A 24515-nucleotide genomic window follows, 5' to 3' on the forward strand; every position below is an offset into this window, starting at 1 on the left:
CTTCCGGCCCTTCCGCTTTCACCAAATAATCCATGATCCCGCCTGAGTCAGATTCTTACTATCTATTAATTATTTTTATGACCAAACTGCCAATATTAAGTACTTCACATCTCAGGCTGATGATTTCATATGATCATCTTTAAAACGACATAAAAAGACCTCTTGCCTTAAACAAGAGGTCCAGCCATTTAAGAATTCAAAGTCCGGTCTTTTTTTTCCAGCACAGAATCTGTGTCTGGGGCTTCATACTTGTATTCATGCTCCCAGAAATCTGCATTTTTAATGCCAAGCTTTACTGGATCAAATACTGGATCAAGACCTTGCTTCTTTTGAGCTTCGTAATCTTTTAGAGCAATCAGCGCCGGTTTGGCCAAGATCAGGATGGCGATTAAGTTCAGCCAAACCATGATGCCAAGTCCAACGTCCCCAAGAGCCCATGCCAATGATGCTGTTTTAACAGATCCATAGAAGGTTGCTCCAAGAAGAACGACTTTTACGAGGAACATCGGGATTTTATTGCTTTTCCCCCTCGTTAAGTAAGCAATGTTTGTTTCAGCGATATAGTAATACGCCATGATTGTTGTAAAAGCGAAGAAAAGCAGTGAAATTGCAACGAATCCTGAACCAAATCCCGGAATAGGAATAACCGATTCTACTGCAGCCTGTGTAAAGACAGGGCCAGGCTCAACCTCAGCTCCAAGTTTGTTCGCAATGAACGTTCCATCCGGGGCCTGTGTATTGTACATGCCGGTGAATAAGATCATAAATGCAGTAGCAGAACATACGAAAAGAGTATCAATATAAACAGAGAAAGCTTGTACTAAGCCTTGCTTAGCAGGATGCGAAACTTCTGCTGCAGCAGCCGGGTGAGGTCCTGTACCCTGACCAGCTTCATTTGAGTAGATGCCGCGCTTAACTCCCCAAGCAATAGCCATACCAACGATTCCGCCAAATGCAGAATCTAATGCAAATGCACTTTTTAAAATAAGCGAAATAACTGCAGGAAGCTCCGTAATATTAAAAGCAATAATAACAAGAGAAACCAGGATGTAGCCAAGCGCCATGAATGGCACAACTACCTGAGCTACACTCGCAATTCTCTTAACACCGCCAAAAATAATAAGTGCTAAAACAATAATAAGTCCTAAACCAGTAATAACAGGGCTTAATCCAAATGCATTATCAAGGCCAAGCGCAATGGAGTTAGCCTGAACACCAGGCATAAGCATGCTCATCGCAAGTAATGCAGCAAATGCAAAAATAATGCCGTACCATTTCCAGCCTGTTCCTTTTTCAATATAGTAAGCCGGACCCCCGCGGTATTGTCCGTCCTGTTTTACTTTATAAATCTGAGCCAGTGTTGATTCAATATAAGCACTTGATGCTCCAATGAAGGCAATTGCCCACATCCAAAATACTGCTCCCGGTCCGCCAAAGCCGATCGCAGTCGCAACACCAGCGATATTTCCAGTACCTACACGTCCTGATAACGCAATGGATAATGCCTGAAAAGAAGAAACTCCTGCTTCAGAGCTTTTCCCCTGAAACATCAGACGCACCATATCTTTGATATGACGCACTTGCATAAATCGGGTCAAGATGGAGAAAAGCAAACCTACAGCCAAACAAATGTAAATAACGGGTGTGCTCCAGAGAACACTGTTTAAGCTATTAACAAACGCCTCCAATAAAAATCCCCCTCATAATACTGAATTTTCTTTCTTTTTAGATTATAAGGGATAAGTCATAACTGCACAATCACTATTTTGATAGAATATGTGCCATTTGTTACATGAAAATAGTTTGAAAACGCAAACAACCTATATATATTGCGGTTCTTTTTCCTTACATTTCGCGTTAAAAAAAGTGACATAAAAAAAAGAGTGTGCCTAAAAAGGCACACTCTCATTCTCCAGGAAAAGACCTGGATAGTCCGTAATAATGGCTGAAACTCCTGATTTCCGGAACGCTTCAAGCTTATCTGTCTGGTTAATAGTAAAAACTCTTAGTGGATACCCTGCATCAATGGTTCTTTTTCCAGCAGCTGAGAGTGCAAATGAAGCTTCTGAATGGAAGCCATTTGCCCGAACCTTCCGGGCCTCCTCCATAATGTTTGATGGGATTCCTTCAAATAAAAGGGCCGTTTGAATGTCATTGTCCAGCTCTCGAATTCTCCCCATGCTTTTAAAATTAAAGGATGAGAGAATGACGGAGTCCATCATTCCTGATCGCTGTACACACTGGAGCACGTTTTCTTCCATCCCCTCATAGAGCAGGACGTCATTTTTCAGTTCAATATTTACTTTCATTTCAGGACCGCTCGTTTTGATTAAGTCCAGGACATCCTGTAAAGAGGGAATGGTTTGCCGCGAATACTTAGGGTGAAACCAGCTTCCGGCATCAAACAGCTTTAATTGTTTGTATTTGAAATCTTTTACAAATCCAATCCCATTCGTTGTCCGGTCAATTTGTTCATCATGAATAACAACAACTTCTCCATCCTTTGTCATCTGCACATCAAGCTCAATGCCATCCGCCCCGATCTTACAGGCCGCTTCAAATGCGGCCATCGTGTTCTCAGGAAACTCGCCGCTGCATCCCCGGTGTGCGTATATTTCAACTGGCTTGCTCAAGATTTTGTACTCCTTCCTATGATGCAATTCTTAGATTCTGTCAAAATAGGAACCGACGAATCTAAAAGACTGATTCATCAGCTCCTCATATTATTTCCCTTGTTTCTTCCCTGCTGCTTCAAGAGCACGATCTGTTTCTTTCGCCGCCTGATCTAATGCTTTTTGAGGGTCCATCCCCTGATAAAGGCTTTCCATTCCTGATACGACCTTTTGTCTTGATTCAGGGAAAACAGAGATTAATGCTCCCTGTGTCGCTGCACTTGCATTTGTATCATGCAGCTGATCAACTGTCACTTTTAATTGAGGGTATTTTTCCCACCTGGTAATACTCACTTGTTCTTCACGAATTCCATCATACCTCTTCAAGGTAAACCCAGTATGAAGGTAATATAGATTTATATGAAGGAATTGTTAGGGGTTTGTAAAATACAAGAAACCGTTTAGCATAAACTGTATCTACCTTGGGAAAATCGCGGATCTTAGAGAATCATTTCGGGCGAATGATCATCTTACAGGAATACTACAAGGTTTTAGGTATCATACCGTGCGAATGATTCTGAAACAGCACTTCTCATGGGTTTTGGATACTCATTGATGGTGGATGGATTCCCAAAACAGCACTTCTATTGGGTATTGGATACTCATAGCGGGCCTATGATTACCCATACAAGCACTACTTTACGGTTTTGAATATTCATAGCGGGTCTATGATTCCCCAAAAAGCACTACTTTACGGTTTTGATTACTCATAGCGGGTCTATGATTCCCCAAAAAGCACTACTTTACGGTTTTGATTACTCATAGCGGGTCTATGATTCCCCAAACAGCACTACTTTACGGTTTTGAATACTCATAGCGGGTCTATGATTCCCCAAACAGCACTACTTTACGGTTTTGAATACTCATAGCGGGTCTATGATTACCCAAACAGCACTACTTTACGGTTTTGATTACTCATAGCGGGTCTATGATTACCCAAACAGCACTACTTTACGGTTTTGATTACTCATAGCGGGTCTATGATTACCCAAACAGCACTACTTCATGGTTTTGATTACTCATAGCCGGCCTATGATTCCCCAAACAGCACTACTTCATGGTTTTGATTACTCATAGCCGGCCTATGATTCCCCGAACACACTACTACAAGTTTTGAGGAATCATAACGGGCGATTGATTCCCCAAAACAGACCTGCTCAAGGTTTTTGGTTACTTGAAAGACAAAAATAATCACTTCTCACAAAACGTAAAAAAAGGATACCAATTGCTGTGCAATTTAGTACCCGTTTTCTTTTTATTCAAGCGCCAATTTATCCAGCAGCTCAATAAGCGACTACATACGTTTTAAGGCTGCAGGCATTCCACTGCCTTTGCTGAACTGCCACGTGCCAAGTCCGAGCGCTGAGACCATAAGCTCCGTCTCCCCAAGTCTCCTTAGCGGTGTCTCCGGTTTCATTTGAATCCCCCGTTTACTTAACCTTTGTACGAAGCTGAGATCTTCTTATGACTTGATTGATCACCTCAGAAAAAACAAGGCCGATCGCAATGGAACCTGAAATCATAAATGCTTTTGCAGCTAATGTAATCGCAGTATTATAGTCATTTTCAACGAAATTTCTCATCGCGTCGTACGCCATTCCCCCAGGAACCAAAGGAATAATGCCGGCTACGCTGAAAATAATAATCGGCGTTTTGTAGATCTTTGCAAAAACCTGACTTGTCACAGCTACAAATACAGCTGCAATGACAGTAGCAGGAACTGCATCAAATCCATAGCCCACCAAAGATATATAGATCATCCAGCCGCACATCCCTACAAGTCCGCATTTAATGAGGGAAGGTTTAGGCGCCTGAAAAATAATGCCGAATGCAGCGGTAGATATAAAGCTTGTCACTAGCTGTCCCAAGACCCACATCATTCTTTCTCTCCCTTAAAATAATGAAAAAACCACTGCAATACCAGATCCGATGGCGAATGCAGTTAAAAACGCTTCTGCTCCTTTTGAAAGTCCTGATATCAAATGCCCGGCCATTAAATCCCTGACTGCATTTGTAATAAGCAGACCAGGAACTAATGGCATAACTGAGCCAATAATCACTTTATCCATTTCAGATCCAAAACCGGTCCTTACGAATAAATAAGCAAGAAGTCCTATAATGAATGCCGCCAGAAACTCCGCAAAGAATTTAATAGGCACAAGACGATGGAAATAATTAACGGCCATAAAACCGAGCCCCCCTGCCAGAACAGCAGGAATAAAATCAGACCACTGCCCCTGAAACATAATCAGAAAGCAGCCGCTTGCAATCGCTGCAGCAATCACCTGCAAAAAGAGAGAGTAGGTAGAGTTCGCCTCATCAATTTCTTTTAACAAATCATAGGCTTCATCAACATTTAAATCTCCATTGCTTATTTTCCTTGAAATGGCGTTCACATTCGTAACTTTATCAAGATCAGTCGTTCGTTCCATGATTCGAATTAATTTCGTCTTCGTCGGCTCATCTGACTCTATCGAGAAAATGATGCCAGTCGGTGTCACATAACTATGCGAATTCTTCACACCGTATGATGCAGCAATCCGCATCATCGTATCTTCTACCCGGTACGTTTCAGCTCCGCTGATCAGCATAATTTTTCCGGCAAGCAGACAAACCTCCATGATCTCATAAGAATAATTTTGCTGGCTCTTCATCTTTATGTTCTCTCCAATAGCTTGATATTCCCCTTCAAGTCAGGATTTATGTTTGTGGTTTGTTTCAGTTTATCTGAGTTTTGGGGGATTATCAATTTTTACACAAAGCAAAGGACCCTAAAATAAAGGGTCCTTCTGTTTATTGATGTTTAATATACGTATTCTCCTCATTCGCCTTCACCATAAATTCATATTGAAGGAGTCTTACTTCAAAGAGACGCAATGGGTCGTAATAGATTTCAGGACTTGCTTTCATTTTCTCAAGGGTTGCTTTTGAACCTGAAATTTCATTTTCTGATTCTTGAATCGTCTGTTCAACATACAGAATCGGATTTTGGAAGAACATGATAATGTCCGCTTTCAGAGCCTTTTCAAATAAATCGAATTCGAGGAAGATTTTTTTTGAAATTTCTTCTGCTGTGTCCTCGTAGTTTTTGCCTTCGACATATTTTTTATATTGGTTGTACAGCACCGACTTGTTTTGAGGAAGAGCGGCGAACAGCTTTCCGGCGCTTTTCAGCAGGAATTCAGTCGGCTTAAATCTAAGCAGGATATTCTGCTCGTCAACATCCGCTCTGCTTGTCATTCTGTTTAAATCACGGCGCCAGTCTTCAATGACTTTAAAATCGCAGAGAAGCTTCATTTTTTCTTCCCCGTATAAGCCGTTGAAAGACAGGCTCATTTCATCCAGATGCGCCTGGCTTTCGTTCAGCTCTTCATTTGATTGTGAAAGCCATTCACGAAGAGCCGTTTGGAATCTTGGAATCAAGTTCTGATGGATATATGCACCAATTTCTTCATTCATTTTCTTATTTAACGATATGTGAATTTGGCTGAAATCACTGTTTTCACTAATATGAGCAGAACAGTTTCGCAGAATTTTCGGCAGCTGCACAGCCATATCTCTTTTCATCTCAGCAGTCACTTCACGATAGGAAGCCGAGATGGATTTCGCCTTTTCCTGCTCCACGTCTCTTAAATGATTCAGGAAGCCGTTCAGTCTTACTAAAATATCCTCATTCCATTTAACCGATTCTACTAATCGATTCTCCATCTGAACGCGTTTGTTCAGAAGATCCGTAAGTGTCTTGCGTATGAAATATAGAAGTTTTGCCGTGCGTTTTTCTGCAAGCTTTGCGTCCGATTTACTGAAAACAGTATTCAAAAATTCACTCAAACCGCCAAGATTATCCGGTGAAAAAGCAAATACCTGTGACTGAGGGAAGAACTGGTTGATTGTTCCCTGCAGGTCTTCTGCCAATTTCCACTGTTCAGATGAATGATTCAGGATAAAGTGAAACGGTGTATCAAGAGCATATTCCTGAAGCTTCATCAGCAATTCAAGCTCGTGCTCATTAAAAGGCGTATTTTTATCAAGGACGAACAGCATTCCATCTGATATCGGCAGAAATTCTGCTGTTTGTTCTACATCTCCAATACGATCCAATTCAGGTGTATGCAGGAACACCGTATTGTTCTCTTCTAAAAGAGCAGAAGGCCATTTCACTTCAATCCAAGTATTTTCTGATTCCTGATACTCAGGATTGTCAGATATCCTTCTTATACCGGCATTTGTAATTTCATTCATTTCCGCCAAATCACCTTCAGATCGTACAAACACAGGTGAACCAGTGCTGCTGACCAGATTTTCCTGAAGGATATGATTAATAAATGCGGATTTTCCGCTTTCAGTTGTGCCGCTGATTAAAAGACGAGATGTCTTTAAGTCGGAAAGCCCTGAAAAGAGCCATTTCTTTTTATAGCCCACTTCGATATGGTTATTCTCTGCCCAAGAAACAAGAGACTTAAATAAATCCAGGCTGTATTCGAGACTGATGCTGTCATGCTCAGAATCAAAGATCAGCTTTTCCGCTGTCTTAAGAGTCGCAGCATCCATAGACGATGGAAAAATTTCATTCCATGCAAGTACAGCCGTTGCAGCAAATAACGCTTTTGATTGATTCGCAAGCTTTTGCCAGTTTGCTAAAAGCACAGGAATAATATCTTCTAAATCCTTTACCAAATAAGTGCCATTAATCACACTTAAGTAAGTGTTCTGGTGGATATCAGACATCTTCGTCCAGGAATCAAACGGCTGCACCTCAACATTAAGGAAGATTGTATTAACGGTTTTCAGCCATGATAAGTAGGAATCTTCATTTCGGTAGCTGTCCCACAAGGAAGCCGTAACCTTCTGAAATAATTTCTGATTGATTCGGAATAGAGAGATCAGCGGCTGATAAAAGTATTCAGGATCAAACGATTTCGTATATCCCGCTTGAACATACTCATCCAGCAGCTCAAACCATTCAAGCGATTCCGCTCGCACACCTTCAGCAACAGCAAGCTCAACGGCATTCTTCCAGTCCTGCTGATCCTCATAGAAAGATCGTGCCAGATCTGTTACATTCGGATAATCTGAATGAATATCCAGCGCCTTTTTAATAACCTTATATGCAAGTTCAATTTTGTCTCTCAATAGATAAAGTGAAAATAATTCAAGAGCCACTTCCATTTTCAAAGTCTTCGAATCACTTTGAATGGATGTGTAAATATCCTCTGCCGCTGAAAGATGACCAAGAGCATAATAAGAGTCCGCAATATTTTTCTTGGCCCATGGCTCTAATTCATTGCTGATATTTTCCCACTTGAAGATCGCTGTCTCATAATCTTTGTTGTGAAAATAGACCTCACCCTGTGCAAAGCGAATATAGGACAGATCATAAACTTCCTTTGCCTGCTCCTCGAAATAAAGTTCTCCAAGCACCTGTACAGGCTGAGCAGAAGCACTGTCTTCCATAAACCTTTCAAAATATGCTTTATGAATCAACTGTTTATCGTTTGTCATTTTATCCTCCACCTAACGTACACTAGAAACTTATCTATAATAGTCTATTCTATCAAAAGATGCACTTAGAATGCTTTAATTATGTATACTCTTTTTGCCGATTTTTACACTACTAAGGATCTAGTTGAAACAGCATTCGAGATAGACATGGGCTTTAAGTTGGTATCCATGTGTTTAAATTATCCAGTTTCCCATGAAATAATGGTAAACACCGGCAAATTAAAGGAGAATAATCCCTTATGTGATTAGTATGTGATTCTAAAGGCTTATTTTACAGGTAAAATAAGTTAATTTACCCGAAATCATTTTAGGTGGGCTGATTCTGCTGCTGTAAATAACAAAAGGCAACCTTTCTTGAGCATTAAAAAAGAGAGGCATATTCCTCTCTTTAGCTTCTTCATTCTTCGCAACTTTTAAAAAAGTTCTGTTTCTTCCTCATCATTTCCAGCTCCTGCGGAATAAGCAGCTTTGATAACGGAGTATCAGGGTTTAATATAATGCCGGTCTGTCCATCGATTTGATATAAAATTTCTTCAAAAGACATCATGATCGAGTCATTTTGCTTAAACATTTTATCTATGGGAAACTTTGATGAGAAAACCGGCAGCAATTTTCTGCTTTTTTTCTCCATAATATGAACCTGTTCAATTGAAGAAGAACCCTTGTCCGCATGTAGCTTTTTTATTAACCATACATTACTTTTCGCTAGCACTTCATAGAAAACAGCTACTTTTCCGCTGCTGCTCATCGCATCAATTAAAGCTTTTTCCAAAGAGTTGAACTCTGTACTCATTTTTCACCAAACCCAAGAATTGGCTCTTTCTCTTCAATAATATTTAATTCATTAAGTGGAACATCCACTGTAAATTCATATTTCGCATGAGTTTCCAGATTTAATTTTTTCCATGCGTCTGGATTGCTTGTCATAAGAATTACTTCTTGTTTCGCTTCATCATATCCGATAATTCCGAAATGATAGCCTTTGTAAAAGGTAGTTGGAATTATTTCGTATGCATCATCTAAATCGTTTGGTTCTACTTTTTTTATATAGATAGAATTTTCACCTGGTGCAAGTGAAAAACCAATTGCTTGAGTCAATGGGTCGATAGATTTTAGATAATAGTTTTTTTTATAACTAATAATCTTATATTCCTTCCCCTGATAAACTCCAAATTTTCCTTTTCTCACGTTACACTACTCCTCTACACGTATAAATCTTTCTTTAAATGGATTATAAACCCCTACAAGTTCTTCTACACCTTCATTGACGATATATATTTCTCCAACTGTAGGCTCAGCGCCATCTCTGTATTTTGTTTCAAATTCAGGAATGATCCTGCCATTTACAGCAGCAGTAAATCCATGGCCAGTTTGCGGATATTTAATAAATTCATTTGGCTTTGCAGCATCGAGGCTATTCAACTCTTCCGCATAAGGTATTCTCATTTTATCATAGTCGTCAGTTGTAAAACGAATAACAGCATATCCTTCATTAGGCGAGAACGGTGTTGGATAGTTCTCATCTCCGTAATCCAGTCTCAGCGAATAGAAAACATCATCTGACATGTGTACGTCTGCAACATCATCCATTCTCGCAATACACCCGCTTAACGTAGTTTCACGTCCTGAGAGAAAAGACTCAACTCTTCCTAAATCAATAACCTTCTGTAGAACAGTATCATCACCAACTGGTCCAACTGCGTCGCGAACTTGCCTCATTTTTTCTAGCTGATCTTGGGTCAACTCTGTATGATGCTTTGGCTGAAGTGCTAAAAATTCATCTCTTGTTAATCCTACTTCATCAAGCACCGAATTAATCTCAGCAGCAAACTCTTTCCCCTGCGAAAGTTTCGCATAATCAAAACTCGTATCTATCCCATGAGTGACAGTCTCCACTTTCGGCTTAGAGGGCGTCCCGTCAGGTATTTTTGTCAGCTTCGCAGCTTTTCCGAGCTTATCGATTCCCTTGCCTCCTAGAATGCCAAGTCCAATAGAGACGACACCATATGTAAAGAATTCCGTTCTGCTGTAGATATCTCCATTTATTACTTTTGTTTCCCAAGCTTCAGAGAGCGTGTTCCACATTGATTCAAGGGTTTCAAGGGGGTGAATGATGGCATCCCACATTGCTTCATATGTTTCCCATTCTGTAAGGGATACAAGCCCGTCCCAAGCGTCTGTAAGTCCATTCTTAGCGCCATCCCATAATCCTGAGAAAAAACCGCCCCAGCCTGAAGAAGCAGACGATTTGGCGGCCTCATCTGCTTCTCTCATGCCATTTGCGGTGTTTTCAATTAATGCTTTTGCATCTTCTGTCAGCGTATGAAACCGATTCACCAAGTGCCGGATCTCTTCCTGAAGATCAAGAGCCCTTTCTACACGTGCAACAGAGGTAAAGCGCAGTCTGGCAGATTCCCAGTTTAACAGATCAAGTGCATCTCCCGTATATGAGCGGGATTGTTCAATGCGCTGTGCGAACGCTTCAAGCTCTTCTGGTCTTATTTTAATTTCCATGTGCGTCTACCTCTCCTTTATTCCTCTAAAACATGTGCAGCGCTGTATTAGGCGAGGCCAGCGGCCAGTTCTCTAAGCCTTCCGATTTCGTTTCTCAGCTCCTGAAAAAGCTCATCCTTCATATCGTATATATGATTATAAGTAACACGAATGTCATCCCGAATACTTTCATAGGCTAATTTTGTTTGACCGGTCCATTCATCAGCATACTGCTGATGCAGTTTATGAAAATGAAAAATTCCGTCATCAAACGTTCCCATTGCGTTATTAACAGCAGCCAGATATGCTTCGAGTTCATCTGCATCCCGATTGTATTCGGCTTGCTTTCTCTTTCTCTCCAAGTCTTCAAAGAAGTCTTCGATCGTATCCAACAAGTTCTTTCCACGTCCTTCTTCCTGTTTTAGAAGCATCTTATAGTTATGTTAAAATATGGGGATGAATCCGGCAACTATCTATTAAACTATTTTTGCACATAGGCGAATATGACTAGAAAAGAAATTATTCTTTCCTACTATTAGAATATATTAAAAACTTCACGTCATTTATTCCGCTAAAACAACCTTATTTAAGCACATACACGCGTTCTGGTCTTCCAATTGTTCCATAGGATAAGTCAGCAGCAATTTTCTCCTGGGAGATGAGGTGTTCCAAATATCTCCTTGCCGTTGTCCGGCTCACACCGATTTGCTTCGCTACTGTTTCAGCCGTTAATCCCTGCCCCGAATCCAACACTTCCATAACCTTAATCAGCGTCAGTTTATCGATCCCCTTCGGCAGCAGGGGCTTCTCAGAAATGTCATGCAGCTTATAAAGAAGCCTGTCGACTTCTTCCTGACCCATGATTATGTTTTCCAATCTGATTGCTTCAAGTTTGCGGTAATGTTCTTCGTATCTTTTTAAGGACTGCTTGAACCGTTCAAAAACAACAGGCTTGATAATAAAATCAAACACTCCGATTGTTATGGCTTCCTGCACCGTCTCAATTTCCCGCGCAGCTGTTATCATAATGACATCCGTTTGCTTATCCAGCTGCTTGATTTCCTTTAAAAGATCGCATCCGTTCATATCAGGAAAATACACATCAAGTAAAATTAAATCCGGTTTTAAGATATCAATCAAGCTTTTTGCCTCAGCATAATTAGCAGCTATGCCAATGGTGTGAAACCCCTCTATCTGTTCAAGAAATCTTCTTTGAATCTCGGCAATTCTTAGATCGTCTTCAATGATCAGCACCTCAATGGCTTGATTCATCATCATACCCCCTGCTTTTTGGAATGGCTACAGTAAACGCTGTTCCTTCTCCTTTCTTCGATGAAAAAGTGATCGTTCCTCCTACTTTTTTCAAAGCCTGCCGGACAAGACTCAGACCGATGCCTGCATTTTTGTCCCCGCTCTTTGTAGAGAACCCCTGCTGGAAAATAATCTCGAAATGTTCCTCATCTATACCTGGTCCATTGTCTTCAACTTCAATAATCAATTCTTTGCCCAGATCTGTTAAAAAGAGCGATACCTTTTTATCTCCGTCTTCTTTTTCTCTGACAGCTTCAAAGGCATTATTCAGCAGATTGCCGAAAATGGTTATTAAAGCATCACGATTCAGTGAGTCCGGAACATCCTTAAAACTGCTTTCCTCATCTATGGAAAAATGGATTTTCAATTCGCTTGCAAGACTGATTTTTCCTAATATAAATCCCGCAAGAATAGGATCGGGAATTTCCCTCATGATGAAGCCAATAAATCCCTGTGTAACATTTACTTCTGTCGAAATAAACTCAATCGCTTCTTTGTAAGACCCTAATTGAATGAGTCCGAGCAGGGTGTAGAGCTTGTTCGAATATTCATGTGTCTGCGCTCTTAACCCCTCTGCATATGCTTTTACGTGTGACAGTTCCTTCAGCACCTGTGACAGCTCGGATTTATTCCTGAAACTAGCTACAGCGCCTATAACTTCTCCCCTTTTATCAAAAATAGGAATGCGGTTTACGACGAAAACATCCTCAAGAATGATGAATTCCTGATCATATTCAGCTTGTCCGGAATCAACAACCTGCAGCAGATGGGTATCTTTAATGATCTCTTCGATCCGCTTTCCCCTTAAAAGAATCTCATTTGGAATCTCCAGGATTTTATGGGCATTTTCATTCACAACCGTGATTTTCCCGTCGGTATCAATGGCAATGATCCCTTCATGTATAGATTCCAATATGGCGTGTTTTTCCTGGTACATCCAGGCAATCTCACGCGGCTCAAGGCCAAATATGGCTTTTTTAATGTTTAATGAGATCAATAACGCTGAAATAATCCCGCCTATTAAGATAACAATCGTAGAAAATAAGATTTTGTTTTCAAGGTTTGTCAGTTCTTTTTCAATATCCTCCTGAAGAAATCCGACAGAAACGACTCCAATCACATTATCATTCTGATCGAATATGGGGGCTTTTCCTCTAAGAGATGGTCCAAGGGTACCGACAGATTCAGAAATGACGGTTTTCCCTTTGAATACTTCTTCATTATCTCCGCCAACCATTTTTTCTCCTAAACGATCCACATCAGGATGTGAATACCTGATTTCATCAAGGTTTCCGACGACGATAAATTCCGCTCCCACCTCTTTTCGGATTTTCTCTGCGATCGGCTGAATGATTTCAGATGGATTTTCCGTTAAGAATGCTTCCGCGATCTCAGGCATATATGCGAATGTCTCTGCAACAGACAGCGCCTGCATACCCTTATCTTTCTTCAAATTGTTTTCCATGATGGACTTAAAGGTTAGTTCAAATATACCTGCCATCAGGACTACCACAAGACTTATCCCAATCATCAGCTTAGCATGTAAACGCATTCACTCACCTCTGATTAATCATAATAAAAAAACTCCTTATTAAAAAGGAGTTTTTTTAGCCCTCTACGTTAATGACTACATCCTTTCCCCGTTTTTTCATTAAAACCGGAATCAGGAGCCAAAGTGCCGTAAGAATTAAGAATGATACGGAAAGGGGACGCGAGAAGAAAATGCTGTAATCTCCATTTGAAATGGTAAGCGCTCTTCTCATATTGTTTTCAATCATCGGGCCTAATACCAAGCCTAATACCAGTGGAGCAATCGGGTAATCATTCTTGGATAAAAAGTAGCCGAGAACGCCGCATGCAAGGAGAAGGAGTAAATCATACACTGATACCTGCACCGCATATACACCAAAAATCGAAATCGCGATAATAAGAGGAATCAAATACTTTTTCGGCGTTTGAATAATTTTCGCAAACACCTTAACAAGCGGCATATTTAAAGCGAGAAGCATAATGTTTCCAATGAACATACTTGCAATTAATCCCCACGCAACTTGAGGATGATCTTCAAACAGCAGCGGACCCGGCTGAATGTTATACATCATCAGGGCACCCATCAGGATCGCAGTTGTCCCTGATCCCGGAATGCCAAGCGTCAATAATGGAATCATCGCACCGCCTGATGCCGCGTTATTGGCAGATTCCGGTGCAGCAACACCTGCAATTGCACCTTTACCGAACTTAGATGGGTCCTTGCTGATTTTCTTTTCCATCATATACGAGAAAAATGAGGCCAATGTGGCGCCGGCTCCCGGCAGTATTCCAATGAAGAATCCTAATAATGAACCTCTTGCGATCGGACCTGCGGATTCCTTCATTTCTTCTTTTGAAGGAAAGATATTATTGATTTTAGCAATTTCCGCGTCTTCCCCTTCTTTTTCAAGGATTGTCTTGAAGACCTCTCCTAATGCAAACAGGCCAACCGCTATTGTTAAAAATTCGATTCCCTGATAAAGCCACGGAAAATCGAAAGTAAATCTTGCAACACCTGAAACATTGTCCACTCCAATCGTTGCAAGCAATAAGCCTGTAATCGTCATGATAAGTGCTTTTGTCACCGACTTGCCTGCCAGACCGCTGACTGCTGCAATACCAAGCAGCATCAGTGAAAAGTATTCCGCCGGTCCAAACTTAATTGCTATGCTGGATAGAGGCTTTGCTAATAAAATAAGTGCGACCAGCGTTACGATGCCCGCAAAAAAGGATCCGATTGCAGCGATGGAAAGAGCACTTCCCGCCCTGCCATTCTTCGCCATTTGATAGCCGTCAAGTGTGGTAACAACAGAGGATGATTCTCCAGGTGTATTTAATAGAATGGATGTTGTAGAGCCTCCGTACATGGCTCCGTAATAAACCCCTGCAAGCAGGATAATGGCGCTTGTTGCCGCTTGTTCCGGCGGCAGCCCCCCAGTCATTGAAGCTGTAACCGGTATTAAAAGAGCTACACCGCTCATCGGTCCGATTCCAGGCAGGACGCCGACTGCCGTTCCAATCAGGACGCCTCCAAAAGCAAAAAGGATGTTATACCAAATGAAGGCTGACTGAAAGCCCTGCAGCAGATAATCAAGAGTTCCCATTATGCATTTCCTCCCTCAATAAGAAAAGCGCAAGCGCCTTGTTCAGCTCCGGCAGGCAGATAAGGATCCGACGAAAAAGTCCGGGTTTGACTTTTTTGGCGGATCCGTTCTGACCGAGGAGTCAGGCGCTGGGGCTAGACATCAATGTGATAAAATTTCTACTTTCTTATCTCATTTACTTAAAACCATACCGGAAAGCTTGGCAGGGTTCCTTTTAGAACAACAACAAATAAGTAATAGATCCCGGCAGAAAAACAAGCAGATATCACAATTGATTTCACCCATTTACCGCGCTCCATAGCTTGAAAGCATATGAGCAGAAAAACAAATGTCGTGATGACATATCCGATTGTTTCAAGTGCTGCTATGTAAAGCAGTATTGCAAGAAAAATAATGATGAATGCTTTCATCTGCAAAGGTTCTTTTTTTCCGTATTTTTTCTCATAATGAAAGGTTTCATAAAACAAACGAAGGCTAAGCAGAAAAAGGATGGCACCGAGAAAGAACGGGAAAATATTAGGTCCGACAACACTTCCATATGAAGATTTCGCTATCTGCATACTGCCATACATAAAGAGCGCTCCCACCGCTAAAAACAAAATGGCTGCTGCCCTGTCAAACTTGATTGACATCTGAATCATCCTTTCTAATAAGAAAAGCGGAACCGCCCGTTTAGCTCAGGCATGACAGTAAGAATTCACCCGAAAAGTCCGTTTTTGATTTTCCTGAGGGAATTTGTTCTGGCCGAGGAGTTGGGCGGTGAAGCTAGACATAGAAACGGTAAATTTTATGCTTCTTAAAAACTTGAAGCAAAGAAGGAGACTGCCTCCTTCTTCAGCTTCACAATTATTTCGCCATTCCAACAGCCTTAAGCAGGGTTTGCACTTGTTTTTCCTGCTCTCCTAAAAATGTTTTAAAGTCCTCGCCATTCTTATATTCCATTTCCCATCCCTGTGTTTCGACTTCCTTTTTCCATTCTTCAGACTCTACTAAATTTTTAATTGTTTTCTCCCAATATTTATAAGCTTCATCAGACATTTTCTCTGGACCAAAAACTCCTCGCCAAATGGTGAATTCTGCGTCAATTCCTTGCTCTTTCGCAGTTGGAAGATCCTTAAGGTCGCCTTGAAGTCGTTCGGATGCAGTTGTAGCCAGTACTCTTACCTTGCCTGCCTTTAAGAACTCCTTGACGCTTGATACATCAGTTCCTATTACGTCAGCATTGTTTCCTAGAAGAGCTGTAATCGCCTCTCCGCCCCCATCATAGGAAACATATTTTAACTTTGTCGGATCCACTCCATCTGCATAAGCTGGAAGAATTGAAATTAGATGATCCATAGAACCTGGAGCTGATCCGCCGGCAAACGTAAGCTTGCCCGGATCTTTTTTCACATCCTCCAATAAGGATTGCAGATCCTTGTATTTTGAATCTTCTTTCACAACAATTGCCCCATAATCCTTCGTCAATTGAGCAAGAGGGGTTGTATTTTTATATCCGTATGGACTGTTTCCTTCTTTTTTCAGGTTATTGATAATAACAGGCGGCGAATTGACAAATAACCGCTCATTATTTTGCACATCCTGTGTGGCATATTCAGCCATGAATACCGCTCCGCCTCCGCCTGGTTTGTTTTCTACGGTGAGCGGCTGATCTACAAGCTTGGTTTCACTTAATACCTTCACGAACGATCTCGCCGTTAAATCCCAGCCTCCACCGGCACCTGATGGAGCGATAACCGTTAAAGCCTTTGATGGATAGCCTGTACCTGTACTGCCCGAAGCAGCTTTCTCTCCGCTGCTGCAAGCCCCTAAGCTTAAAGCAAGAGCACCTGCACACATAATCATGGATACTTTTTTTAATCCGAACATATAAATCCCCCTTTGTAAGCGTTTTCTTAATTTTACAGAGGATTCTGAAAAAATACAGTTTATACACGTAAAGAGCATAAAAACCTTTAACTCCTTTTTGTCCTTTTTGTTCACGGACGAAATAACAGCTAAATTCATTTGAATAAATGCCGCGGGAAACATATAATTGTAAAATGAACAGATGATTTATGGATATAATGAAGTTTACATAGAAGAAAGGACGATAGATATTGGAAAATAACTCGTCAAACTTTATCAAAAGCATCATAAAAGAGGACCTGGAGAGCGGAAAGCATTCAACGGTCATCACCCGTTTCCCGCCTGAGCCGAATGGCTACCTTCATATCGGCCATGCAAAATCGATCTTAATCAACTTTGAACTTGCCGATGACTTTGGCGGCAGAACCAATTTGCGATTTGATGACACGAACCCTTTAAAAGAGGATCAGGAGTACGTAGATTCCATTAAAGAAGATGTGAAATGGCTTGGATATGAGTGGGACGAGCTTCACTTTGCATCAAATTACTTTGAGGAAATGTACAACCGCGCTGTTCTTTTAATCAAAAAAGGCAAAGCATATGTAGATGACCTGACAGCCGATGAAATCCGCGAATACCGCGGCACATTGACTCAGCCCGGAAAAGAAAGCCCGTACCGCAACCGCTCTGCTGAAGAAAATCTTGAACTGTTCGATAAAATGCGCAAAGGCGAATTTGAAACAGGCAGCAAGGTTTTGCGTGCTAAAATCGATATGACGTCACCAAACCTGAATCTTCGTGACCCTATTATTTACCGTGTATCACATGCGACTCACCATAATACAGGAGATACTTGGTGTATTTATCCGATGTATGATTTCGCACACCCGATTGAAGATGCGATTGAAGGCGTAACACATTCCATTTGTACAACAGAATTTGAGGATCATCGTCCTCTTTACAATTGGGTTGTCGAGGAATGTGAAATGGAAAGCAAGCCTCAGCAAATTGAATTTGGCCGCTTAAATATCACGAACACAGTCATGAGTAAACGCAAGCTGAAGCAGCTTGTTGATGAAGGCTTTGTAGACGGCTGGGATGACCCGCGCATGCCAACGGTTTCAGGACTCAGAAGAAAAGGATACACATCTGATGCCATCCGTAATTTTGTACGGGAAACAGGCGTTTCTAAAGGATACGGTGCTGTTGACGAAGCCATGCTCGAGCACTTCGCAAGAGAAGATCTTAAGCTGAAAGCGCCTCGGACAATGGGTGTTCTTAAGCCGCTTAAAGTGGTGATAACGAACTACCCTGAAGGCGAGTCTGAAATGCTTGATGCAGAGATTAATCCAGAGGTTCCTGAAATGGGCTCACGACAAATTCCGTTCGGAAGAGAAATCTACATCGAACAGGACGATTTCATGGAAGATCCTCCGAAAAAGTATTTCCGCCTTTTCCCTGGCAACGAGGTTCGTCTGAAGCATGCCTACTTCATCAAATGTGAAGATGTCATCAAAGACGAAGATGGAAATGTCGTTGAACTGCATTGCACATACGACCCTGAAACTAAGAGCGGATCAGGCTTTACAGGCCGTAAAGTAAAAGGCACAATCCATTGGGTGGATGCTGAGAATGCCGTGCCTGCAGAATTCCGTTTGTATCAGCCGTTAATTCTTGATGCAGACTTGGAAGCAGAAAAAAGCGAAGAGGAAGAAGAAGAAAAAACATTCCTCGATTACGTGAACGATCAATCGCTTGAAGTAGTTCAAGGTTTTGTAGAACCGAACATGAAGGATGTATTGGGTCAGGACAAATTCCAATTCTTTAGACACGGGTATTTCAACGTGGATCCGAAGAATACAACACCTGAAAAAGCCGTTTACAACAGGATTGTCTCTTTAAAAAGCTCATTTAAATTATAATAAACTTATGAAAGACCTAAATTTCCAAGAAATTTAGGTCTTTTTTTGATGAACTGTTCTTCAGCATTCGATAACACAAGAGTAAAAAGCTTGTCTTATCGAGATGAATCACGTCGTCTAAGCGTCTCTTTTTACAATTTCAGTCAAAGTCCAACCCGAACATTGCAGAGATTTGGATGGTTTTAATCATGATTTATCGCGGTATAATCGTACTAACGAAAAAAAATGAAGGATGAACTAAATAAATACTAAGCAGAAAGGAGGACGATGAATCATGAAAATCAAAGCAGGCAGCTGGAGAATGCTGAGTTCACAGGAAAAACTGTTTATTTTGAAGGCAGTAAGTCATAGAATGAAAAAATAAACACCGTAACTCTTTTATCAGCCAAATTCTAAAACTTTCAGCCGTTTTTTCGCATTTTACAGCCGAATTCGAGAAACTTACAGCCGATTCTCCATTTTTTTCAGACGAATTCCAAAATGTATCAGTCAAACGTAAAAAGCAGCCGCAAAATGCAGCTGCTTTCCTTAATTATTTCCACCATCCATCAAATTTGCTTGCAGGCAATTGGCGTTTATGCTCAGTCATTAAGTAGCGCTTTTCCACCTTAGAAGCGACTTCCTCTGAAACGGATTTCCCTTCTAAGTAGTCATCAAGCTCATCATAGGTAATGCCGAGCTCAGTCTCATCAGCCTGCTGAGGCTTATCGTCAAGCAAGTCTGCCGTTGGAACCTTCAAGTATAATCTTTCTTCTGCTCCAAGATCTTTCAGCAAGCTTCTGCCCTGGCGCTTAGTAAGACCGGCTAACGGAAGAAGATCTGCTCCGCCGTCACCATATTTCGTAAAGAACCCTGTGACTGCTTCTGCAGCGTGATCTGTACCGATGACAAGCAATCCAGCCTGACCTCCGATCGCATATTGAGTAATCATGCGTGTTCTTGCTTTCACATTTCCTTTATTAAAATCGCTCAGCTCATCCTGAACGGCATCTGCATATTGCTTTTCAAAGGCATCAACAGTCGACTTAATATCAAACGTGATCGATTGATCAGGCTTGATAAATTTGAGAGCAAGCTGCGCATCATTTTCATCGTGCTGAACACCGTGCGGAAGGCGGACGGCAATGAACTTCGCATCGCTTTTGCCTTCGCTTCTTAACTCTTCAACAGCAAGCTGGGCAAGACGCCCTGCCAAAGTAGAATCCTGCCCGCCGCTTATACCAAGAACAAATCCTTTCGCACCCGTTTTTTTCAGATAGTCTTTCAAAAAATCAATGCGTTCTCTTATTTCAGCCTTCGGATCAATTTCAGGTTTAACATTTAAATCACTCATAATCTTCTCTTGCAAGCTCATCAAAAATTCCTCCTATTGATATAAAGAATGTTTTTTAATGTAATCATAACAAGCATCAGGCAGCAGGTAACGCGGTTCCCCGCCTTTTGAAAACTCATCCCGGATGTATGTAGAGCTGATCTCCATCGCAAGCCCCTTATCAATCAAGTGAAAAGTTGAGCCGTCATCATGATTCCGCAAAATCGGGGAACGGGAAATCGTACGGAGCATATCAATGCCTTCTCTAGCCATGACAATAAATTTATTGCTTGAAATCAGTTCCTGATCATATTTCCATTTGCCGTCTGCAATATCAACAAGCAGATCTGCACCCATAATAAAGTAAATTTCATCATTCGGGTATTTCTTTTTAAAATGCTCCAGCGTGTAATACGTATATACATTCCAGGCTTCCTGCTTAATTTCATAATCATCAGCCAAAAACTTGTCATTTCCCTGAAGGGCAAGCTCAAGCATATTCCAGCGGTGCAGATCAGATGTTTTCATCACTTTATCTTTCCGTTTGTTTGAACATGGCAGAAAAATAATTTTATCAAGTCTGCATCGGTGTGCAACGGTGCTTGCCGTCCATAAATGTACATTTGTGATCGGATCAAACGACGAACCGTAAATCCCTATCTTCCCCACTTGCTCTTCTCTCCCATCGTCCTCTACTTACTTCATTCCCTGTTCAATCATATTCTTAACCTTAGATTGAACTTCTTCGATATTTCGCATCTTGTTCTCCCAGCAGCGCTCGCTTAAATCGACCGGATACTCCTCAGGATGCATGGTCCGTTTGTACTCATCCCATAGAACATCCATATTTTGAGCGGCATAGTCTTGAATCTCCTGGAGTTCAGGAAGTTTATAAACCAATTTTCCATCTACAAAAATATCACGGTGCAGTTCCTTCGCTTCAAAATTCGTTACAAATTTGCTGACGAACGTATGAACAGGATGGAACATTTTTAAGCGCTCCTCCGCTTGCGGATTTTCATCCTCAAGCGCAATATAATCGCCCTCTGATTTTTTATTGAGGGAATTGATGATCCGGTACACCTTTTTAATCCCTGGCGTCGTCACTTTTTCAGGATTTCCGCTGATTTTAATCGTATCCTTCATTTCCCCGTTTTCATTTTCAATAGATACTAATTTATAGACAGCACCAAGAGCGGCCTGATCATAAGCGGTAATCAGCTTCGTGCCGATACCCCATGAATCTATTTGTGCACCCTGTGATTTCAGGTTAATGATCGTATTTTCATCCAGATCGTTCGAAGCAATAATCTGCGTCTCTGTAAATCCTGCTTCATCCAGCATTTTTCTTGCTTTCTTCGATAAGTATGCAAGATCTCCGCTATCGAGGCGAATCCCTTTGAAGTTAATTTTATCGCCAAGCTCTTTGGCCACTTTAATCGCAATAGGAACCCCTGATTTTAACGTATCATATGTATCTACGAGGAAAACACAATCTTTATGGCGGCGCGCGTATTTATGGAACGCAGTGTATTCATCACGATAGGCCTGAACCAAAGCATGAGCATGTGTACCTGCAACAGGAATGCCGAACATTTTGCCCGCGCGTACGTTTGATGTCGCATCAAAACCGCCGATGTAAGCAGCTCTAGTGCCCCACACTGCCGCATCCATTTCATGCGCTCTGCGTGTTCCGAATTCCATTGCACTTTGCTCGCCTACAACGTGCTTGATGCGTGAAGCTTTTGTCGCAATCAATGTTTGATAGTTCACAATGTTAAGCAAAGCCGTTTCAATCATCTGCGCTTCTGCAAGCGGCGCTTCAATCCGCAGAATCGGTTCATTGGCAAAAACCAGCTCTCCTTCAACCATTGAACGGACGGTTCCAGTAAAGCGAATCTCTTTTAAATACTCCAGATAATCTTCTTTGTATCCTAATTCATCTCTTAAGTACTCAATATCACTTTCTGTAAAAGAAAAACTATGCAAATACTCGACAATGCGTTCAAGACCGGCAAAAACCCCATATCCATTGCTGAACGGCAGCTTTCTGAAAAAGACTTCAAATACTGCTTTCCGGTTGTGCATGTTATCTTCCCAGTACGTTTCTGCCATGTTAATTTGGTAAAGATCCGTGTGAAGCATTAAACTGTCGTCTGTGTATTTCATCAAAGGAACCTCCATCTGTCTATTCAACCCGTGCATTTAAGCTGTTTTTAAAATGAGATAGCGCCCATGCGTGACCCTCAGGATTGAAACTTGCCACTGCATTTTCATGAACAGCCATTTTGAAACCTTTATTAAAACCGTCAACTGCCGTGTGCAGCACACAAATATCTGTACAAACCCCAACCAGATGAATTTCTGTAATGCCCCGTGCGCGGAGCTTCAATTCCAGATCCGTACCCGCAAACGCACTGTATCTTGTTTTATCCATCCATTGTACATGATTTTTCACTTTATTTTGCTCATAAACGTCCTCAAGTTTCCCAAAAAGTCTGCGGCCATCTGTACCTTCAATGTTATGAGGCGGGAACAAAGCACTTTCAGGATGAAACTCATCGTTCTCATCATGTCTATCAATCGCAAAAACCACATAATCCCCTGCATCAATAAAAGCCTCTGTCAGCTTTACAATTTCATCCTCAATTGCCTGCCCCGGCTTCCCGCAAGTAAGTGCCCCGTCATCCGCTACAAAATCCACTGTATAGTCTATGTTAATTAACGCTCTTTTCATAAATGTCCACTCCCCTTTAGTATTTAACACTTAATGAATTGTTAATTATCAAATCTAATAACGTGCCGTATAGATCGGTTTGACAACATCCATCTCAACAAACGAATAAAGCTGCGTCGGTTTTTTTGACGTGCGCGATGTCTTTCCTTCTGCCTCCTTGATAAATGGCAGTGTCTTAATTTTCCTTGAAAAAGACTGGTCACTTGCAATGGCAGGATCATCCGTCACCGTCTTCAGGACTGCCTGCAGCTCCGAATATGTAAAGAATTCAGGAAGAAAATTCTTAGCAACTGTCGTCTGCAAAAGATCATTTGTAATCATTTTAATGGCATCTCCAATGATTTCTCTGTGGTCAAAAGCGAGATCCAGATTCAGAACATCGTTGATTGAAAAAAGGTCTACCTCTGCAGCATCATCCTGAGCTTTTCTCAGGGACAGCGAATGCTCTGGAACAATCGCATAATGCGCATTCGAGATAATCCAGCCGCGCGGATCGCGTCCAGGCTTATCATACACACCAAAGTGCTTCATATGAACCCCGGAAACATTCGTTTCCTCTTCTAATTCCCTCTTTGCCGCTTCAAATGCTGATTCATCATCCTGAACAAATCCGCCCGGAAGCGCCCACTTGCTTGCCTCAATGTTTGGATTCCCCTCTGCATCAAGCGCTGCACGCTGGATCAGCATAAGCTTCAAATCCATCAATGGCGGCTTATACTCTCCATCGCTTTCAGACACAATCGTAAACACACAAATATCTGACGTGTACCCATCAGGAGTCCGATATTTTTTTATATCGTATTTCTTAAGAGCTTCATCGTTTGACATGAATAACTGGCTCCTTAATTCGTTTTTAATTAACAAGTTGTTAATTGTTAATTTATTTATACCTTATTTTGGGGTGGGTGTCAATGAATTATGTGGGGGATTTTTGAGAAGTATTTTTTTATTTACTGAAAAAACCTTGAAAGGCATAATACCTTTCAAGGTTTCTAATTTCATTACATGTATTCTACTGAACCTAAAAACTCCAGCTCACTTGCATCAACATTCGTTTTCTTTTTCACACCTTCATACTTAAAATTGTATAAAAGAATGACAAGATTATAATGACTATTCAAGTGTTCCCCACATACCAATGAAAACTTCGGAATAATTATATCATCATAAGAAAAATCTTCTAATAATCCACTAAGTGCATTATCAGCATCATCATAAAACTCCGCTTCACGAGTAGCATCATCATATCTTTCAATAACACAGCTTCTCCCAGACCGTTAGCGGAGACGAGTCCGTAGATGCCCATCTCAGTTTTTTGCAGAGTACTAAACGATTTAGAAGTTTTATTGGCATCCAGTCCGGAATCTGCGGCGTTGTAGGTTTTGTAGTTGTCGGTGCCGCCTTTAAAGGCACGGCCTGCCCACCCCACTACAGGGACCATGCCTGCAGTGGCCATGGTCCCTGTAATGGGGTGGGCATCTGAGAGTTTTTCTCCTTTTACAGGGTCGACGCCTTCTGTGGCGCGTTTGTAGTCGTAGTATCCTGCTACTTCACGTGTAATTTTCCCGTTTGCATATAAAAAAA

22 protein-coding genes and 2 pseudogenes are annotated in these 24515 nt (G+C 41.4%); 1 reads left to right on the forward strand and 23 read right to left on the reverse strand.

Features of this window, described 5'->3' with window-relative positions:
• Nucleotides 1–188 precede the first annotated feature (188 nt).
• The 16 genes and pseudogenes from QFZ72_RS26195 to QFZ72_RS26270 form a co-directional block, all read right to left on the reverse strand.
• The gene (locus QFZ72_RS26195) at nucleotides 189–1688 is read right to left on the reverse strand and encodes an alanine/glycine:cation symporter family protein (RefSeq protein ID WP_307439164.1); all 1500 of its coding nucleotides are present in this window, start codon (nucleotides 1686–1688) and stop codon (nucleotides 189–191) included.
• Nucleotides 1689–1889: 201 nt separating this feature from the next.
• Nucleotides 1890–2633: a glycerophosphodiester phosphodiesterase gene (locus QFZ72_RS26200; RefSeq protein ID WP_307439166.1), complete on the reverse strand. Its 744-nt coding sequence runs from the start codon at nucleotides 2631–2633 to the stop codon at nucleotides 1890–1892.
• 90 nt (nucleotides 2634–2723) lie between these two features.
• Nucleotides 2724–2954, reverse strand: a pseudogene (locus QFZ72_RS26205) (ABC transporter substrate-binding protein); the annotation flags it as partial.
• A gap of 1012 nt (nucleotides 2955–3966) precedes the next feature.
• Entirely contained in the window at nucleotides 3967–4089 is a 123-nt protein-coding gene (locus tag QFZ72_RS26210; protein WP_307439168.1) for a hypothetical protein, read from the reverse strand.
• Nucleotides 4090–4102: 13 nt separating this feature from the next.
• Nucleotides 4103–4549, reverse strand: a complete 447-nt coding sequence (locus QFZ72_RS26215) for a threonine/serine exporter family protein (protein WP_223443085.1) — start codon at nucleotides 4547–4549, stop codon at nucleotides 4103–4105.
• A gap of 15 nt (nucleotides 4550–4564) precedes the next feature.
• Entirely contained in the window at nucleotides 4565–5326 is a 762-nt protein-coding gene (locus QFZ72_RS26220; protein ID WP_307439170.1) for a threonine/serine exporter family protein, read from the reverse strand.
• 139 nt (nucleotides 5327–5465) lie between these two features.
• The gene (locus QFZ72_RS26225; RefSeq protein WP_307439172.1) at nucleotides 5466–8174 is read right to left on the reverse strand and encodes a GTPase domain-containing protein; all 2709 of its coding nucleotides are present in this window, start codon (nucleotides 8172–8174) and stop codon (nucleotides 5466–5468) included.
• 397 nt (nucleotides 8175–8571) lie between these two features.
• Entirely contained in the window at nucleotides 8572–8967 is a 396-nt protein-coding gene (locus QFZ72_RS26230; RefSeq protein ID WP_307439174.1) for an SseB family protein, read from the reverse strand.
• A complete protein-coding gene (locus QFZ72_RS26235) occupies nucleotides 8964–9362 on the reverse strand; it encodes a hypothetical protein (protein ID WP_307439175.1) in 399 nt (132 codons plus the stop codon). Before QFZ72_RS26235 ends, QFZ72_RS26230 begins: the two co-directional genes overlap by 4 nt.
• Before the next feature lie 6 nt (nucleotides 9363–9368).
• Nucleotides 9369–10688 carry a WXG100 family type VII secretion target gene (locus QFZ72_RS26240; protein WP_307439178.1) on the reverse strand — a complete coding sequence of 440 codons (1320 nt, stop codon included), beginning with the start codon at nucleotides 10686–10688 and terminating at the stop codon, nucleotides 9369–9371.
• A gap of 47 nt (nucleotides 10689–10735) precedes the next feature.
• Nucleotides 10736–11062, reverse strand: coding sequence for a hypothetical protein (locus QFZ72_RS26245; protein ID WP_307439180.1), 327 nt, complete (start codon nucleotides 11060–11062; stop codon nucleotides 10736–10738).
• 187 nt (nucleotides 11063–11249) lie between these two features.
• Nucleotides 11250–11945 (reverse strand): response regulator, encoded by a 696-nt coding sequence (locus QFZ72_RS26250; RefSeq protein ID WP_483862261.1) that lies wholly within the window; start codon nucleotides 11943–11945, stop codon nucleotides 11250–11252.
• On the reverse strand, nucleotides 11923–13530 hold the full coding sequence (locus QFZ72_RS26255; RefSeq protein ID WP_307439183.1) for an ATP-binding protein: 1608 nt from the start codon (nucleotides 13528–13530) through the stop codon (nucleotides 11923–11925). The genes QFZ72_RS26250 and QFZ72_RS26255 overlap by 23 nt, the downstream gene beginning before the upstream one ends.
• 55 nt (nucleotides 13531–13585) lie before the next feature.
• Nucleotides 13586–15112, reverse strand: a complete 1527-nt coding sequence (locus tag QFZ72_RS26260) for a tripartite tricarboxylate transporter permease (RefSeq protein WP_307439185.1) — start codon at nucleotides 15110–15112, stop codon at nucleotides 13586–13588.
• Nucleotides 15113–15291: 179 nt separating this feature from the next.
• Complete coding sequence (locus QFZ72_RS26265) at nucleotides 15292–15744, reverse strand: tripartite tricarboxylate transporter TctB family protein (RefSeq protein WP_307439187.1); 453 nt, start codon at nucleotides 15742–15744, stop codon at nucleotides 15292–15294.
• A 214-nt stretch (nucleotides 15745–15958) separates the two neighbouring features.
• A complete protein-coding gene (locus QFZ72_RS26270) occupies nucleotides 15959–16981 on the reverse strand; it encodes a Bug family tripartite tricarboxylate transporter substrate binding protein (protein ID WP_307439189.1) in 1023 nt (340 codons plus the stop codon).
• A gap of 230 nt (nucleotides 16982–17211) precedes the next feature.
• Here QFZ72_RS26270 and QFZ72_RS26275 point away from each other — a divergent pair, with 230 nt between their 5' ends.
• On the forward strand, nucleotides 17212–18882 hold the full coding sequence (locus QFZ72_RS26275; protein ID WP_307439191.1) for a glutamine--tRNA ligase/YqeY domain fusion protein: 1671 nt from the start codon (nucleotides 17212–17214) through the stop codon (nucleotides 18880–18882).
• A 532-nt stretch (nucleotides 18883–19414) separates the two neighbouring features.
• Here the strand turns inward: QFZ72_RS26275 and nadE are convergent.
• The 7 genes and pseudogenes from nadE to QFZ72_RS26310 all read right to left on the reverse strand — a co-directional run.
• Nucleotides 19415–20236, reverse strand: a complete 822-nt coding sequence (gene nadE, locus QFZ72_RS26280; RefSeq protein ID WP_307439193.1) for an ammonia-dependent NAD(+) synthetase — start codon at nucleotides 20234–20236, stop codon at nucleotides 19415–19417.
• Nucleotides 20237–20248: 12 nt separating this feature from the next.
• The gene (gene nadD / locus QFZ72_RS26285; protein ID WP_223439446.1) at nucleotides 20249–20863 is read right to left on the reverse strand and encodes a nicotinate (nicotinamide) nucleotide adenylyltransferase; all 615 of its coding nucleotides are present in this window, start codon (nucleotides 20861–20863) and stop codon (nucleotides 20249–20251) included.
• A 27-nt stretch (nucleotides 20864–20890) separates the two neighbouring features.
• A complete protein-coding gene (locus QFZ72_RS26290; protein WP_307439195.1) occupies nucleotides 20891–22363 on the reverse strand; it encodes a nicotinate phosphoribosyltransferase in 1473 nt (490 codons plus the stop codon).
• A 19-nt stretch (nucleotides 22364–22382) separates the two neighbouring features.
• A complete protein-coding gene (locus QFZ72_RS26295; RefSeq protein WP_307439197.1) occupies nucleotides 22383–22931 on the reverse strand; it encodes a cysteine hydrolase family protein in 549 nt (182 codons plus the stop codon).
• Between the two features lie 54 nt (nucleotides 22932–22985).
• Nucleotides 22986–23759: an NUDIX hydrolase gene (locus QFZ72_RS26300; protein WP_307439198.1), complete on the reverse strand. Its 774-nt coding sequence runs from the start codon at nucleotides 23757–23759 to the stop codon at nucleotides 22986–22988.
• Nucleotides 23760–23932: 173 nt separating this feature from the next.
• Complete coding sequence (locus QFZ72_RS26305; RefSeq protein ID WP_307440023.1) at nucleotides 23933–24187, reverse strand: immunity 22 family protein; 255 nt, start codon at nucleotides 24185–24187, stop codon at nucleotides 23933–23935.
• Nucleotides 24175–24489: pseudogene (locus tag QFZ72_RS26310) on the reverse strand (pre-toxin TG domain-containing protein); the annotation flags it as partial. The gene QFZ72_RS26305 and the pseudogene QFZ72_RS26310, both read right to left, overlap by 13 nt.
• Nucleotides 24490–24515 lie beyond the last annotated feature (26 nt).

It is taken from the genome of Bacillus sp. V2I10, assembly GCF_030817055.1.
GTDB lineage: Bacteria > Bacillota > Bacilli > Bacillales > Bacillaceae > Bacillus_P.

Coding starts and splice junctions, on each gene's coding strand:
- QFZ72_RS26210 (WP_307439168.1), bottom strand. CDS start 4,089: ATGAAACCGGAGACACCGCTAAGGAGACTTGGGGAGACGGAGCTTATG.
- QFZ72_RS26215 (WP_223443085.1), bottom strand. CDS start 4,549: ATGTGGGTCTTGGGACAGCTAGTGACAAGCTTTATATCTACCGCTGCA.
- QFZ72_RS26220 (WP_307439170.1), bottom strand. CDS start 5,326: ATGAAGAGCCAGCAAAATTATTCTTATGAGATCATGGAGGTTTGTCTG.
- QFZ72_RS26225 (WP_307439172.1), bottom strand. CDS start 8,174: ATGACAAACGATAAACAGTTGATTCATAAAGCATATTTTGAAAGGTTT.
- QFZ72_RS26230 (WP_307439174.1), bottom strand. CDS start 8,967: ATGAGTACAGAGTTCAACTCTTTGGAAAAAGCTTTAATTGATGCGATG.
- QFZ72_RS26240 (WP_307439178.1), bottom strand. CDS start 10,688: ATGGAAATTAAAATAAGACCAGAAGAGCTTGAAGCGTTCGCACAGCGC.
- QFZ72_RS26250 (WP_483862261.1), bottom strand. CDS start 11,945: ATGATGATGAATCAAGCCATTGAGGTGCTGATCATTGAAGACGATCTA.
- QFZ72_RS26255 (WP_307439183.1), bottom strand. CDS start 13,530: ATGCGTTTACATGCTAAGCTGATGATTGGGATAAGTCTTGTGGTAGTC.
- QFZ72_RS26260 (WP_307439185.1), bottom strand. CDS start 15,112: ATGGGAACTCTTGATTATCTGCTGCAGGGCTTTCAGTCAGCCTTCATT.
- QFZ72_RS26265 (WP_307439187.1), bottom strand. CDS start 15,744: ATGTCAATCAAGTTTGACAGGGCAGCAGCCATTTTGTTTTTAGCGGTG.
- QFZ72_RS26270 (WP_307439189.1), bottom strand. CDS start 16,981: ATGTTCGGATTAAAAAAAGTATCCATGATTATGTGTGCAGGTGCTCTT.
- nadE (WP_307439193.1), bottom strand. CDS start 20,236: ATGAGCTTGCAAGAGAAGATTATGAGTGATTTAAATGTTAAACCTGAA.
- QFZ72_RS26290 (WP_307439195.1), bottom strand. CDS start 22,363: ATGAAATACACAGACGACAGTTTAATGCTTCACACGGATCTTTACCAA.
- QFZ72_RS26295 (WP_307439197.1), bottom strand. CDS start 22,931: ATGAAAAGAGCGTTAATTAACATAGACTATACAGTGGATTTTGTAGCG.
- QFZ72_RS26300 (WP_307439198.1), bottom strand. CDS start 23,759: ATGTCAAACGATGAAGCTCTTAAGAAATACGATATAAAAAAATATCGG.